Source organism: Endozoicomonas sp. G2_1 (assembly GCF_017744155.1).
Lineage (GTDB): Bacteria > Pseudomonadota > Gammaproteobacteria > Enterobacterales > Alteromonadaceae > JAGHQT01.
Window position 1 is genome coordinate 73,694 of record NZ_JAGHQT010000011.1, and the last position, 14,774, is coordinate 88,467.

Genomic DNA, 14,774 nt, shown 5'->3' on the forward strand with positions numbered 1-14,774 from the left:
AAGTGATTATGCGTTTGCTGAGTTGATCTTTAATAGCTTGTGTAATTGACCACTTTGCAATGCTAAGTGTAGGTCGTCATTGCCTCCTACGTGATAGTCGTCGATGAATATTTGTGGCACCGTTTGACGGTTACTGCGGGTGCGCATCTCCAGTGCTTTTTCTTTGTTATAGGTAATGTCGTATTCTTCAAATTTGACCCCTAAATGGTTCAATGTTGCCTTTGAGTTTTTGCAATAAGGGCAATACCCTTTACTGTAAATTTCTACTTTAACCATAGTGTGACTCCTAAATATTTTTGGGTTGAAAACTATTCACAATCACTATTATGCGCTGATAGAAAATACTAACAATGCATAATAGTCTTGAATGTTTACACCGATCGTCTATTCTTTGGCAGTTGATAGCTAACACTGTTGGTATTTTGAGAGAGTTGCATGGAAATACTGAGTGAGTTGTTAAAGTCGTTAAAAGTCAGCGGTAGTGTGTATTTTTGTGATCACTTGATCTCACCTTGGCAAAAAGATTATCAAGGTACTAACGCGGCTGCTTTTCACTTGGTCCGAGATGGCCTTTGTTGGGCGACTATTGGTGATCGGGTTGAGCAATTATTTCCCGGTGATTTGATTTTTATCGGCGCAGGCATTAATCATCAGTTGGCGAGTCAATCGCCACATCAGGCTCGTGGTGAATCAAGTGACAGCTCATTGTTACTTTGTGGTAACTGTGATTTTGCGACAGACACATTAACGCCGTTAAAAGATATTTTTCCCGATACTACGATTGTCCGCGCACAAGAGCTTCAGCAGCACCCCTGGCTAAAGAGTACTTTTGAACAATTGAGCGCTGAGTATATGGCGCAATCACCCGGCAGCGAAATAATCGTTGATAAGCTCACAGAGGTGGTTTTGGTTGAATTAATACGGATTAATTTTGGTCGCCGAGAGCAAAATGGTTTTCTAAAAGCGCTTCAAGACAAACGGATATCTGCAGCGCTAAATTTATTGCACCAGTCACCGGAAAAAGCGTGGACCATCGAGCTACTAGCCAGTGAAATTGGCATGTCGCGAGCGGCATTCGCCAAGCGTTTTACTGATTTGATTGGCGAACCAATGTTTGCCTACTTATCTCAACTGAGAATGGAAAAAGCCAAAGAACTTTTGAAAAATACTCAGTTACCGGTTGATGAAATTGCGCTTAAAGTAGGATATGACTCAGAGCGCTCTTTTGCTAAAACATTTGGTAAGTACCTTGGCGATACACCTAAGCAATACCGCAAAAACAGCGCAAATAACGACGATTAGTGCTTTACAATAACTGCTCGGCTAATTCGAGCGCTTGTTGATAAAGTTCAGGATCATTTTCCTTAAACTGATCAACTTTGGTTTGAGCTGGTGAGAAGGCTAAATTAGCTGCATTGATTAACCAAGCGAGACCAAGTGGATAGTTTTCTTCAACCCCTTCACTTAAAAAGTAGGCTCGTCCGAGTGCCCCCATCGCTTGCGGAAGTTGTGTCTCAGCCGCTTGTTGAAACAGCTCGAATGCCGCTGAATACTGACCTTGTTGGCGCAGTTCAACACCTTGTTGATATATCTGCTCAATACTGAGCTGTTCGTCAGCTTCTTGCTCTTGATTTGATGGCGTTTGCTGTGTCGGTTGCAAAGTCGGCTCAGCTACCGAAAGTTTGCTCGTTGTCGGTTCAAAAACGGTGAATTCATCATCGTCAAAAATATCACGGATATTAAAATCACGCCTTTTTTCAGTCAGCATGCAAGTGACCACAGTGTCGTAACGAGTATTGAGTTGTTCGGCGTTTTTTTGTTGTTGTATCAACTGCTGCTGATAAAACTGTATTTGACTTTCTAACTGAGCAATGTGCTTATTTTTGTCGGCAATTTGTTGCTGATAACTTTGCGTGAGACTGGCAATATGAGCGTCGTGGCTTTTGTCTAGCCTTGTTTGTTGCTTCTCTTGGTTAGCTTCAAATTGGTTAAGAACCTGCTTGATATTATTCTCGTAGTTGGTCTTCATTTTTTCAAACCAACGTAACAACTGGTTTGCTAAACTTAAGTTGTTATTCGACATTGATCACAGCTCGCTAAAGTTCTAACTGAACTAACTTTATCAGCTCACCTAGCCAAATTAAATATTTGATGAACAATATTTATTTTTGATTAATAATAACCTTACTTTTTTACGGTTATTAACTATTTTCATTAGTGGCTTGATTATTTTTGAGTTACCATATAGCTTAAATCTGTCACCTTTTTTTACAAAAATTGAATTTCGTTAATTCGCTAGAGGAATGGCTTGATGGAGCAGACATTACTAGAGTTACCTACTGATTTAACAATCTCTCACGTCCAAACATTCAAGCAAGATGCGCAAAACTTTATTAGCGATGTGCAACATGTCGTTATTTCTGATCGTTCCCTCGATAAAATTGATACGTTGGGCGTTCAATTATTATTGGCTTTAATTGATCTTATTCTCAGTGAAAAAAAGCAGTTAACGTGGCAAGCCGATTCAGATTTACTAAAAGAAACTGTCCGTCAATTGGGTTTGGCAGATTCAGACTTTAAACACTACTTATTCGAACACTAAATTACACAAGGGTTAAACAATGGCGAATATTTTGATAGTTGATGATTCAAACTCTATCAGGGATATGGTCAGCTTTACGTTAAAAAGCGCAAGCTACAACACTGTTGAAGCTAAAGATGGTTTAGAAGGCTTAAATGCTGCTAAGCGCTCGAGCTTCGATTTAGTAATTACTGATGTGAACATGCCAAATATGGATGGCATCACCTTATGTCAGGAATTGCGCAAGTTACCAAACTTTAGATTTACGCCTATTTTGATGCTAACGACTGAAAGCTCAACAGATATGAAAATGAAAGGTAAATCAGCAGGCGCAACCGGATGGTTAGTTAAGCCATTTAATCCAGAGAAGTTACTAGCGACCATCAAACGCGTAATAAGGTAATTTGCTATGAGCATAGATTTGTCACAATTTTTACCTTCTTTTTTAGAAGAAAGCGATGAAGGATTAGCGCTAATGGAGTCAGGGTTACTTGACCTTGAACCCGGTGATGACGAATCTATAAATGCTATCTTTCGTGCTGCACACTCAATCAAAGGCGGCGCAGGCACCTTCGGTTTTAATCAAGTCACTGACTTTACACATTTAGTTGAGACCTTACTCGACGAAATGCGCGATGGACGCCGTGAAATTGTTGGTGCTGACATTGAGATTTTGCTTAAGTCAGTTGACTGTATTCGCTTGTTAATTGAAGCAGAAAAAGTTGGTGAAACTTGTGAAGATAGCCGCATAGGCCATACGACAGATTTACTCAATCAAACCTTAGCGCTATCGGATTCGTCTAACGAAGAAAGCAACGAGCAAGCCTCTGTAGAAAGTACTAATGTTGGTGGTTCGAGCCAAACTAGTTGGCAGATAGAGTTTATTCCTGAACATCATCTTGTTCAGACCGGTAATGATCCAATCTTTTTATTGAATGCCCTCGCTGATTTAGGTGAAGTGAGTATTCGTTGCCAATCTCAGTTACCAGCCTTTGACGAATTAGACCCTGAAGAACTTTTTTTAACGTGGCAGATAGAATTAATCGCCGATGTTGATGAAGACGAGATTCGAGAAATATTTGAATGGGTTGAAGACGAGTGCCAGTTAAACATCACTAAGGTTGAAACGGTTGAACAAGTTCTCGCTGAACCTGAGCATATTGCTTCTGAGAACACTGAAGCACCAGTACCTCAAATAGAGCCTGAACCCGTCACAGCTCCAGAAGCCTCAATTGCACCAACCAGCGCACCTGCTGCGAGTACGCCAGCGACTAATGACAAAGCAAATAAACCCGCCGCGAAAGCAACAGTGAAAGCTAAACCCGACGCTGGTTCTATTCGCGTTGGTGTTGATAAGGTTGATAGCTTAATTAACCTCGTTGGAGAGCTTGTTATTACGCAATCAATGTTATCTGAATTGGGTAATAACTTTGATTTGACTAAAGTTGAGCGTTTAAACGCAGGCCTTGAGCAGCTGTTGCAGAATACCAAAGAATTACAAGAAAGCGTGATGCGAATTCGGATGTTACCGATTAGTTTTGCTTTTAACCGCTTTCCTCGTTTGGTTCACGATCTGTCATTAAAAACGGGTAAGCAAGTTGATTTAGTGATCAACGGTGAACAAACTGAGCTTGATAAAACTGTCATGGAGCAAATCGGTGACCCACTCGTTCACTTGGTGCGCAACGCGGTTGATCACGGTATTGAAGCTGGTGAGCAGCGCATTGCCAATGGCAAACCAGCACAAGGCACAATAACGTTAGATGCATACCACCAAGGCGGCAACATTGTTATTGAAATTAGCGATGATGGCGGCGGCATTAATCGCGATGCCGTACTCAATAAAGCGATTGAAAAAGGTGTAGTTGAGCCTGGAGTTACACTCACCGACAGTCAGGTCTTTGATTTGTTATTTGAACCTGGCTTTTCTACCGCTAAGCAAGTCAGTGATATTTCTGGCCGTGGCGTTGGCATGGACGTGGTTAAGCGCAACATTCAAGCATTGGGCGGTCGCATCCAAGTTGAATCAGAACAAGGACAAGGCAGCACTTTTCGCGTTTACCTGCCACTTACACTCGCTATTTTAGACGGTCAATTAGTCAAAGTTGGCGACCAAGTTTACGTGATTCCGCTTATTTCGATTGTTGAATCATTGCAGGCTAAAGCTGAATTGATCAACACCGTATCTGGTGATTTAGTTCTCTACCGATTGCGTGAAGATAACGTACCGGTACTACCTGTTTATCAGCTTTTTAATTTGCCTGCCGATAATAAAGATGTTGAAGGCTGCTTGTTGGTTGTTGTTGAAGCCGATGGACAAAAAGTCGGCTTAATGGTTGACGATTTACTTGCGCAACAACAAGTGGTGATAAAGAGCTTAGAAGACAATTACCAGCAAGTAGACGGTATTTCAGGTGCCACTATTTTAGGTGACGGCTCAGTCGCCATGATTATTGATATTCCGGGGATTATTGATATGGCGTTGTCACATGCGCGCGACAAGCAAGATCAATTTTATCAAAGTATGACTCAGGAGCACGTGTAAATGGACATGCAAGCACTTGCCTCAACCGTTCCTGTTCAAGGCGAATACTCATTAGAGGGTATCGACTTTATCACTAATGGTGACCAATACTTAACCTTTGAGCTCGATCAAGAGCAATACGGTGTTGATATTCTCTCAGTTGAAGAAATTCGCAGTTGGGAAAAACCGACTAAAATCCCAAATTCACCGACTTATGTGGTTGGAGTGATTAATATGCGCGGCGTTATCGTGCCAATCATCGATTTACGTCTCAAGTTTGGTATTGGCACGGCTACGTATACCGAAACTACGGTTGTCGTTGTCTTAACCATAGAAACTGACGAGCACAGTCGCACCATAGGGTTTGTCGTTGATGCCGTTTCAGACGTGCTTGACGCTGAAGAGAGCGACATTAAACCGGCACCTGCTTTTGGTGGCCGTATACCGCCGTGTTATGTCGATGGTTTAGTCAACTTAGAAAACGACTTGGTGACCTTACTCAATGTTGTTGAACTGCAAAAAATAGAAGCCCACGCTTCTCGTAAAAAGGGATAAGGAGCAAATAGGTGGAAGAACAAGAATACCTAACATTTATGCTCGACGGTGAAGAGTTTGGTGTTGATATTTTATGTGTGCAAGAAATCCGCGTATTAACAGCGGTTACTGAACTGCCCAATAAACCTCATTATCTAAAGGGTGTTATCAACCTTCGCGGTGTCATTATTCCTATTGTTGATTTAAGAGAGCGCTTTGGTAAACAAGGACTTAGTTACGATGAGCAAACTGTGATTATTATTTTAAAAAGTCCAAACCCAGCCGATAACATGGTGGTTGGTTTAGTGGTTGACCGCGTTGCTGAAGTCTACAAAGTTAATCGAGACAGTGTTAGCGCGGCTCCATCATTTGGCAGTGCCATTGATAACAGCTTCTTAGCTGGTTTAGCAAAAGTCGAAGAAAAGTTAATTTTATTGCTCGATATGAACAACCTGCTAGACCAACAGAAACTATATATTCAAGGCGAGCTAGCGAGCTGAATTAAGACAAGGAAAGACCAGTGACGCCAAGACAAATTAGCCTAATACAGGCAAGTTGGCAAAAAGTTCAGTTATCGAGTATTGAACTAGAACAACAATTTTTTAATCAGTTGTTTGCGGCTAAGCCTGAATTAAAATCACAACTTAACCATGCAGTTCAAGCAACGCCAGGACAACTAGTGCAGTTGGTTGACGATGTCATTCAATATTTAACTGTATGGCAACAAGGCGAGATAAATTTATCAGTACTAAATACCCTACCTGAGTATTCGGTGTTGTTAAAACATGAGAAAACCGTTGGCAAGGCAATGATGGAGACATTGTCTAGTCATATTGCTGAAGACTTTAATTTAGCGACTAAGCGAGCTTGGTTAGCCATTTTTAGAGAGTTGACAGCCCATGCACTTGAAGTGTTTGACAAGGTCAATACTTCAACCCTAGAAACCCAATTAAAACAAGACGATGGCCTACTTATGGATAATGATAAAAATATAGACTTTTCGATGTATTTACAGTGTGCAGTTGACCAATCGGGAACTCCTACGATGATGATCGATAGAGAGTTTAATATTATTTATGCCAACAATGCCACACTTGCCCTGCTGAAAAAGCACGAGGCAACGTTTCAAAAGAAATGGCCTGGGTTTGTCGCCGACAAAGATATTTTAATGAAGACTAATATTGATGATTTTCATCAAAACCCTAGTCATCAACGCAAGTTGCTAGCCGACGTTAACAACTTACCTTATAAAACCGATATTCACATTGAAGATTTAACCTTTGAACTTAATGTTACGGCAGTGATTAATGCTCAAGGTGAGTATATTGGTAACTCTCTCGAGTGGCATGACGTTACTCAAGCTCGTATTCAAGAAAATAAAGCGGTGCAATTACAAGGTGCAATTGATCAATCTGGTACGCCAATTATGATGATCGATCGCGACTTTAATATTACTTACGCCAACAATGCGACAATTGCGTTATTGAAAAAGCACGAAGCAACCTTTCAGCAAAAGTGGCCAAGCTTTGTTGCCGACGAGCGATTGGTGATTGGCAGCAATATTGATGGTTTTCACAAAAACCCAAGTCATCAGCGCAAGTTATTAGCCGATGTAAATAACTTGCCTTACACCACAGACATTCATATTCAAGATTTAACCTTTGAGTTAAACGTAACTGCGGTCATTGACGTTAAAGGTAATTACATTGGCAACTCGCTTGAGTGGCAAGACGTTACTGATTTGAGAACTAAAGAATTAGAGGTTGGTCGCTTAACATCTGCCGTTGACGGTATGACAACCAACTTAATGATGGCCGACACTAAAGGTAACATTGTTTACGCTAACACTGCGGTGATAAACATGTTGCGCAAGCGTGAAGCACAACTTAAGTCAGTATTGCCATCGTTTAACGTTGATACCATTGTTGGTACCAACTTTGACAGCTTCCATCGCAATCCAGCTCACCAGCAAAATTTATTGGGTAATCCTGAAAATCTGCCGTACACCGCAGAAATTTCGGTTGCCGGCTTAGAGTTCCAGTTAATTGCAATGGCATTGCGAGACAGCTCAGGTAAGCACGTTGGTACCGGCGTTCAGTGGCTTGATATTACAGAGCAAAAAGACGCCCAAAAACAAATTGATAATATTATTAGTGCAGCTATTGCTGGTCAGCTTGAAGAGCGCATCGATACCGCGACTTATGAAGGCTTTATGCGCGAACTAGGTAATAATATCAATACCTTGTTAGATACCATTATTCAGCCGTTAAACGATGCGATTAAGACATCGCAAGCACTTGCTAAAGGTCAGTTGACTCATAATATGAGCGAAGACTACAAAGGTGAGTTTTTGGTCTTGGCAGAATCTATGAATGGTTCAATTAACAATTTGAGCTCGATGGTCAGCGAAATTCGCGCGGCCTCAACCAGTGTTTTCGACGCTGCTCGTGAAATTGCCGCTGGTAACAACGAATTGAGCCATCGCACAGAATCACAAGCTTCAAGTCTAGAAGAAACTGCTTCGGCAATGGAAGAGTTGACGAGTACTGTTCAGCAAAACTCTGAAAATGCCACTGAAGCAAGTAAGCTTTCTGGCTCAGTAATGACTAAAGCGAGCAATGGCGGCGAAGTGGTTAAAAGCGCCATTACTGCAATGAGTGACATTAACAAGTCGAGTAAGAAAATTGCCGATATTATTAGTGTTATTGACGAGATTGCCTTCCAAACCAACCTATTAGCACTAAACGCGGCGGTTGAAGCAGCGCGTGCTGGTGAGCAAGGTCGCGGTTTCGCGGTTGTTGCTGCTGAAGTGCGCAACTTAGCACAACGCTCTGCAGGCGCCGCCAAAGAAATTAAAGGGTTGATCAACGACAGTGTTGAAGCGGTTGGTCACGGTACTAAGCTCGTTGATGAAACTGGTCAAACCTTCAATGACCTTGTGACAGCAATTGAAGAAGTGAGCAAAATGCTAACGGATATCGATAGCGCTGGTCGTGAGCAATCTGCAGGTATTGGTGAAGTAAGCGCGGCGGTTAGTCAGATGGATGAAATGACCCAGCAAAATGCTGCGTTGGTTGAACAAGCGAGTGCATCGAGCAAGTCGATGGAAGAACAAGCGCAATCGCTACTCGAACAAGTTGCATTTTTCGACCAAGGTGATGAACAGCCAGTTTACAGCAATCAGCAACCGGCAGCCGCTAGAACAGCATCGCGAAGCGCACCAGTGATGAGTCCACGCCGTCCGGCATTGTCAAATGATCAAGAGTGGGAAGAGTTTTAACTCGTGACTGTGGTAGCGGCTCAACAACGAGAAGAACAACTGACAGATAAAGACTTTGCCTTTATCTGTCAGTTTGTTTATCAACGCTCGGGAATTGTCTTAAATGAAAGCAAAAAAGAGATGTTGTATCGGCGCTTAACGCGAGTTGTGCGCGATAGAAAACTAAAGTCTTTTGCTGAATACTGCCAAATATTGAAGACTAACCCCGAAGCCGAGCAAGATTACTTTATTAACGCTATCACCACTAACTTAACCAGTTTTTTTCGTGAAAATCATCATTTCGAATATTTGAGAGATCACGAATTTCCCCGTTTGCTGAACAACAACAAAGATCGCCGTATTCGGATTTGGAGTTCAGCGTGTTCTACGGGAGAAGAGCCCTACAGTATTGCGATTACGACATTAAAAGCGATGTCGACTCGAATCCGCAATTGGGACGTGAAAATACTGGCAACAGATATTGACAGTAACGTGTTGGCGACGGCAAAAGCTGGTATTTATAAAGATAAGCCTGATCTAGTGCCAGAGGTCTACAAGCGAGGTTATTTCCAAAAGGGCCGCGATGGCAATGCCAACAAAGTTCGCATTCAACCACAAGTACAAGAGTTGATCACCTTTAAGCAGCTTAACCTATTGCATTCGTGGCCGATGAAAGGGCCATTTGATGTTATTTTTTGCCGCAATGTCATCATTTACTTCGATAAACCCACCCAAGAAGAATTGTTTAGTCGCTATTATCAATTGCTCAAACCTGGCGGTTTATTGATCTTAGGGCACAGTGAAAGTTTGGGTAGTTATCAGCAGTATTTTGAGACCATTGGCCGGACTATTTTTAGAAAGCCTGAACACGGATAAACAGGGACAGAGAATATAAGTGTGATAGTTATAGGAAAAGAGCAAGCAGACCAATTCAGTTGTTTACCTGAATTTGATCATATTAATCACTATTGGGACAAAAGCCGTCAAACTATGGTGGCGAAGATCTTGCCCGGTGAATTTTACATGAGCAGAGAGCCTGTTGTTATTGCGACTACGCTTGGCTCATGTGTCTCTGCTTGTATTTGGGATACCCGAATTGGTATTGGTGGCATGAATCACTTTATGTTACCGATCACCGAAAAAGAAGCGCATCAGGTTAACTGGGCGAGCCGAGGTTTAGTTTCTGATGCTACCCGTTATGGCAACTTTGCCATGGAGCACCTGATTAATACCATTTTGAAATACGGTGCGCGAAGAATTAATTTGAAAGCCAAGATTTTTGGCGGTGGTAAAGTACTTGCCCAGCAAGTGTCTAATGTTGGTGAACGCAATATTGATTTTGTTGTTGATTACCTGGCGAACGAGCGCATTGAAATTGTCAAAGCCGATGTCGGTTTAACTTGCCCGCGCAAAGTTATGTTTGAACCCCATACTGGTCGCGCTTTTGTGAAGCGTTTAGCCAATGTTCACAACGATACTATTTTTCAGCGTGAAAACGATTACCAACGCCACATTAAACAAGAAGCCGTTGAAGGCGATATTGAACTATTTTAGGAAACATTATGGCGAAGATTAGAGTGCTAGTGGTTGATGATTCCGCGTTAATTCGGAGTCTAGTCACTCGATTATTATCACTTGATCCTGATATTGAGGTCGTTGGTGAAGCCGAAGATCCATTTGTCGCACGAGAATTGATTAAAAAACTCAATCCAGACGTTTTAACCTTAGATGTTGAAATGCCCAAAATGGATGGTATTACGTTTTTGCGCAATTTAATGCGTTTACGTCCAATGCCAGTGATTATGTTGTCGACATTAACAACACAAGGTGCAGATATTACGCTCGATGCTCTAGCTATTGGCGCAGTAGATTTTATTGCGAAGCCTTCGGCCGATGTTCTACTTGCGAAGCAGGACAGTTTTAGCGAGCGCTTAATCACCAAAGTGAAACAGGCGGCTGGCGTTGATCAAAACAGTGTTAAGCGCCACCAGCTGGTCACTGGAAAGTCGAGCCAAGCGAGCTTGTCTTACAATGGCGGCCAACAAGTTGACCAATTGATTGCGATAGGCGCTTCTACTGGTGGTACTGAAGCGATTCAAACCGTGTTACAAGCCTTACCAACCAATACTCCGCCGGTTGTTATTACTCAGCACATTCCACCGACGTTTAGTGAGCGCTTTGCCAACCGTTTAAACAATAAATGTCAGATTACGGTTCAAGAAGCCAAGCACGGGCAAAAACTAATGGTTGGCAATGCCTATATTGCACCCGGGGGTATGCATTTGCGCATCGCTAAAAAGGGCAGCAGTTATTTTTGTCAGTTAGATGATGGTCCAGAAGTGAAACGACATCGGCCATCGGTTGATGTGTTGTTTCAGTCATTGGTAAACACTGCCGTCAATACTCAAGCATTGTTGCTCACTGGAATGGGAGATGATGGTGCAGAGGGGTTGTTAGCACTGAAAAAAGCCGGTGCACGGACAATTATTCAAAGTAAAAACTCGAGTTTAATTTGGGGGATGCCAGGTAGTGCCGCTAAAATTGACGCTCATACCGATGAAATTGATTTAGCTAAAATTGCAGAGTCGGTGTTAAAACATGCTAACTTAGCTGTTCGTTAAAGAGGGATTTAAGTGATGCAAATAAAGAGTAAATTGTTAGCGGTCGCCGCTGTCTTAATTGGTCTCGTTCTGATCAATGAGCTGTTTATTAGCGCAGCCATAGTGACGACAGTACTTCTGATTTTCGCTCTGGTACTAACCGTTTGGCTTGCTTGGCAAGCTTCTCAAGAAACGAGCTCTGATACTAGCTTGGCCTATGATACACCTAGCGAAACCATCAGTATTAATCAAGATGCCGAGTTGATTGGTGACATCCGTCGCCTTATGGAGCACGAGTTGATTATTTTTGAAAATGAAATTAATCGGACTTGTGACCTAGTACGTGAGGCCGTTGGTGGAATTTCTTCCTCGTTTAAAGAGCTTCAAGGATTTAGTTCTGAACAGCACAGTATGTTTGAAGAATTGATCACTAATACGCGCAGTATTGGTGACGACAATGATACTTCTCTGCAATCATTTGTCGAAAACTCAAATAATACGCTAGACGAGTTTGTTAACGTTATTGTTAATACCTCGAAAAAATCATTAGAGACCATGTCTTTTACCGATGAAATGGTGACACAATTCGACAAAATTTTTAACTTGCTCTCGCAAGTGGAAAGCTTAGCAGACCAAACCAATTTACTTGCCTTAAACGCGGCTATCGAAGCAGCACGCGCTGGTGATGCCGGTCGAGGCTTTGCTGTTGTTGCCAACGAAGTGAGATCGTTATCACTTAGCTCGACCGACCTCAATGAAGATATTCGCCAAGAAATTCGCTCTTCAAAAGAAGTCATTGAGAAGCTGCGCAGCTCGGTAAAAAGTATCGCCTCTGCTGACTTAACATCGACCTTGAAAGAGAAAGAACAAGTTGGTGTTATGATGAATTACGTTAGTAAGCTCAACGATTTAACTAATCGAAAATTGACCTTCTTGAATGACATGATGCCGCGTATCGACAACGCTGTTGCCACTGGTGTTCGCACTTTACAGTTTGAAGATCTCACCTACCAAACACTCGATTCGTTAAAAGAGAATTTGGCCAATTTAGGCGAAATCAAAGATGACTTATATGCCCTTGAACACAATCAAGACGACCAAGCTGCATTGACTCATTTTAAAACTAAGTGTCAGCAAATGCTGCAACAATCTGCTCGTTCTGATCAAACCCGCAGTGTCACCCAAACGTCTATGGACGAGGGTGAAGTAGAGTTATTTTAACAAGGTACAAGTTATGACAGTGACAAGGTTAATATCAGACAACAACAAAAAACTGACAATTACAATTCAGGATAAATTCGACTTTTCCCTGTATCAGAGCTTTCGCGACTCATATAGCGACTTTGATTCACCGAACGGCCAAATTGTGCTCGACTTGCACAAGACTTCATACATGGACAGTTCCGCACTGGGAATGATTTTGTTGTTAAAAGAACACGCCGATAAGTTAGCTAGCAAAATTGTGATTACTGGCCCTAATCCAGCTGTTTTACAAATTCTAGAAATCGCCCAGTTTCAAAAAATGATGACAATTGAGTGATCTAAATGGTTACAGACTTAGCAAACAAAGAAGATAAAGTCGCCTTAGTTGTTGAAGCTGATGTTATTCATCAACGCTTATTGCACAAACTGCTCGGCCAACTGGGTTACCAAGTTTTTATTGCTGAAAATGGCCGCCGAGGAATCGAACTCTATAGCGAGTGTATGCCTGATATTGTCTTGATGGACATTGATATGCCGGTTATGGATGGTTATCAAGCGGCAAGAGAAATTAAAAAACTAGCAAGTGGGCGATTTTTACCGCTAATTTTCTTTGTTAAGCAAGACAGTGAAGATATTTATATTAACTGTTTTGATGCCGGCGGTGACGGTGTTGTGGTTTGGCCGTTTTCGCCCCAGTATTTTCACTCTAAAGTTAAGTCTGTTGAGCGCATTGGTATTTTGTACAATCAGCTGCAGGCCCTTCAGCAAAGCCAACAACAAGATGCTGAGCTCGCCGAACAACTGATGGCTGGCGTGATTGAAGCGCGTAATTACGGCACCGACAAAATCAATATTGTTGCGCAAGCTGCTGAATTATTTAGTGGAGATATTCACTTAACGGCGCTTTGTCCCAATGGTGATGTTAACGTTTTGCTCGGTGACTTTACTGGCCATGGTTTACGCTCATCAATTGGGGCAATTCCACTAGCCGAAACATTTCGAGCGATGACAAAAAAGGGCTTTTCGCTCGATAAAATCATCGCTGAGGTTAATCGTCAGCTCTATCAGTTGTTACCAACAGATTTGTTTTTAGCCGCTGCAGTGGCAACAGTCTCAAGTCACGACCAATCAGTTTATATTTTTAATGCTGGACTGCCCGACGTTTATTTACTGTCAGAAAGTGGCCGTATTAAGCGAAAAGTAAACTCTGTTCATCCCCCGCTTGGTATCATGGAAAACTTGCTTTCTGATACTGCTATTTCGGTACATACAGTCAAACAAACAGACACTTTAGTCATGTTTAGTGATGGTGTTATCGAAGCGCGAGCGCCATCCGATAAAATGTTTGGTATCAAGCGACTAGAAAAGTGCATGAAAGCTGGTGTAGTTAGTCAACAAGCGGCCAGCACTATTATTGAAGAGGTCAATGCTTTTTGTCATGGTTTGCCACAAGAAGATGATATTTCAATTATTGAAGTACCTTGTGGCGGTTGGGGGGCGACTAGTGTTGAAGTATCAAAGCAAGCGATCAATTTAAACAACACTAATTACTGCTTGCTTGAACATGACAATGTCGACCCTGCTTGGCAATGGCAAATGAAGCTAACAGGCACGCGCTTAGCGAGCGTTAATCCCATTCCGATGGTAATGAACCAAATCCAAGAAATAGAGGGTGAGCGAGACCGTTGGCAGTCGATTTATACTATTTTAACTGAGCTTTACGTTAACGCCTTAGACCACGGTGTGCTAGGCTTAAGCTCGGAGTTAAAAAGTTCACCAGAAGGGTTTGCCGAATACTTTAAAGAGCGCCAATTGAGATTGAATCAATTGGCATCTGGGTATATCGATATTGAACTAAAATACTATGCACTCAACCAAGGTGCAAAATTAGTTATTCGCATCAAGGACAGTGGTGAAGGCTTTGACATTAAGCGCTTTTTTGCCAAAGCTAGCGAAGACAATGGGACGTCAATTAAGCTCAGTGGGCGTGGTATTGAGTTGGTTTTACAACTCAGTGATACCTTGCATTATTACGAGGAAGGAAGTTTGGTAGAGGTCTCGGTGTTATGTTAG

The 14,774-nt window shown here is 42.1% G+C and carries 15 protein-coding genes; 13 read left to right on the forward strand and 2 right to left on the reverse strand.

Annotated elements, in window-relative coordinates:
- Positions 1–6 precede the first annotated feature (6 nt).
- Complete coding sequence (gene grxC / locus J7384_RS13095; protein WP_209114761.1) at positions 7–276, reverse strand: glutaredoxin 3; 270 nt, start codon at positions 274–276, stop codon at positions 7–9.
- Positions 277–435: 159 nt separating this feature from the next.
- On the opposite strand from grxC, the gene J7384_RS13100 reads away from it, so the two are divergent.
- Positions 436–1,302 (forward strand): AraC family transcriptional regulator, encoded by an 867-nt coding sequence (locus tag J7384_RS13100; RefSeq protein ID WP_209114763.1) that lies wholly within the window; start codon positions 436–438, stop codon positions 1,300–1,302.
- Between the two features lie 4 nt (positions 1,303–1,306).
- Here J7384_RS13100 and J7384_RS13105 read toward each other — a convergent pair whose 3' ends face one another.
- A complete protein-coding gene (locus tag J7384_RS13105) occupies positions 1,307–2,083 on the reverse strand; it encodes a sel1 repeat family protein (protein ID WP_209114765.1) in 777 nt (258 codons plus the stop codon).
- Between the two features lie 228 nt (positions 2,084–2,311).
- Between J7384_RS13105 and J7384_RS13110 the strand changes: the two genes are divergently transcribed.
- From J7384_RS13110 to J7384_RS13165, 12 genes are read left to right on the forward strand one after another with little or no spacing between them, the layout of a single operon-like run.
- Positions 2,312–2,602, forward strand: a complete 291-nt coding sequence (locus tag J7384_RS13110; RefSeq protein ID WP_209114767.1) for an STAS domain-containing protein — start codon at positions 2,312–2,314, stop codon at positions 2,600–2,602.
- Between the two features lie 19 nt (positions 2,603–2,621).
- Positions 2,622–2,984, forward strand: coding sequence for a response regulator (locus tag J7384_RS13115; RefSeq protein WP_209114769.1), 363 nt, complete (start codon positions 2,622–2,624; stop codon positions 2,982–2,984).
- Positions 2,985–2,990: 6 nt separating this feature from the next.
- A complete protein-coding gene (locus tag J7384_RS13120; RefSeq protein ID WP_209114771.1) occupies positions 2,991–5,126 on the forward strand; it encodes a chemotaxis protein CheA in 2,136 nt (711 codons plus the stop codon).
- Positions 5,127–5,660, forward strand: coding sequence for a chemotaxis protein CheW (locus J7384_RS13125; RefSeq protein ID WP_247741785.1), 534 nt, complete (start codon positions 5,127–5,129; stop codon positions 5,658–5,660).
- A gap of 11 nt (positions 5,661–5,671) precedes the next feature.
- The gene (locus tag J7384_RS13130; protein WP_348523871.1) at positions 5,672–6,139 is read left to right on the forward strand and encodes a chemotaxis protein CheW; all 468 of its coding nucleotides are present in this window, start codon (positions 5,672–5,674) and stop codon (positions 6,137–6,139) included.
- A gap of 20 nt (positions 6,140–6,159) precedes the next feature.
- The gene (locus J7384_RS13135) at positions 6,160–8,919 is read left to right on the forward strand and encodes a methyl-accepting chemotaxis protein (RefSeq protein WP_209114773.1); all 2,760 of its coding nucleotides are present in this window, start codon (positions 6,160–6,162) and stop codon (positions 8,917–8,919) included.
- A gap of 3 nt (positions 8,920–8,922) precedes the next feature.
- Positions 8,923–9,774: a protein-glutamate O-methyltransferase CheR gene (locus J7384_RS13140; RefSeq protein ID WP_348523872.1), complete on the forward strand. Its 852-nt coding sequence runs from the start codon at positions 8,923–8,925 to the stop codon at positions 9,772–9,774.
- Between the two features lie 21 nt (positions 9,775–9,795).
- Positions 9,796–10,452 (forward strand): chemoreceptor glutamine deamidase CheD, encoded by a 657-nt coding sequence (cheD, locus tag J7384_RS13145; RefSeq protein WP_348523873.1) that lies wholly within the window; start codon positions 9,796–9,798, stop codon positions 10,450–10,452.
- Positions 10,453–10,460: 8 nt separating this feature from the next.
- Entirely contained in the window at positions 10,461–11,519 is a 1,059-nt protein-coding gene (locus tag J7384_RS13150) for a chemotaxis response regulator protein-glutamate methylesterase (protein WP_209114774.1), read from the forward strand.
- Positions 11,520–11,534: 15 nt separating this feature from the next.
- Positions 11,535–12,719, forward strand: a complete 1,185-nt coding sequence (locus J7384_RS19600) for a methyl-accepting chemotaxis protein (protein WP_209114819.1) — start codon at positions 11,535–11,537, stop codon at positions 12,717–12,719.
- Positions 12,720–12,732: 13 nt separating this feature from the next.
- Entirely contained in the window at positions 12,733–13,038 is a 306-nt protein-coding gene (locus tag J7384_RS13160; RefSeq protein ID WP_209114776.1) for an STAS domain-containing protein, read from the forward strand.
- Between the two features lie 5 nt (positions 13,039–13,043).
- Positions 13,044–14,774 carry a fused response regulator/phosphatase gene (locus J7384_RS13165; RefSeq protein WP_209114778.1) on the forward strand — a complete coding sequence of 577 codons (1,731 nt, stop codon included), beginning with the start codon at positions 13,044–13,046 and terminating at the stop codon, positions 14,772–14,774.